A 279-nucleotide genomic window follows, 5' to 3' on the forward strand; every position below is an offset into this window, starting at 1 on the left:
TTCGCGCTTTTCGTCGTGCCATGGCCCGAGCCGCACATGTGGCTGATCTTCCTTGGGGCGGGGATCATCCACCTGATCTACAAGCTGTTGCAGGCATGGGCCTATACCAAGGGGGCCTACACGGTGGTCTATCCGGTGGTGCGCGGAACCGGGCCGCTCTTTGCGGTGCTGGGGGCCTATGTGATCTTCGCCGAACGGTTCACCTTTCTGCAATGGGTCGGCGTGGCAGTCCTGCTGGCGGGGATCTTCGGGCTCGCGGTCTATAACCTCATCTTCCTT

Annotated in this window: 1 protein-coding gene; it reads left to right on the forward strand. The window is 61.3% G+C overall.

What is annotated here, in order from left to right; genetic code table 11:
* A partial coding sequence (locus A3764_RS21310; RefSeq protein WP_150122376.1) for an EamA family transporter occupies nt 1–279 on the forward strand: 279 nt, incomplete at both ends.

The sequence above is a fragment of the Sulfitobacter sp. HI0129 genome (assembly GCF_001635395.1).
Lineage (GTDB): Bacteria > Pseudomonadota > Alphaproteobacteria > Rhodobacterales > Rhodobacteraceae > Sulfitobacter.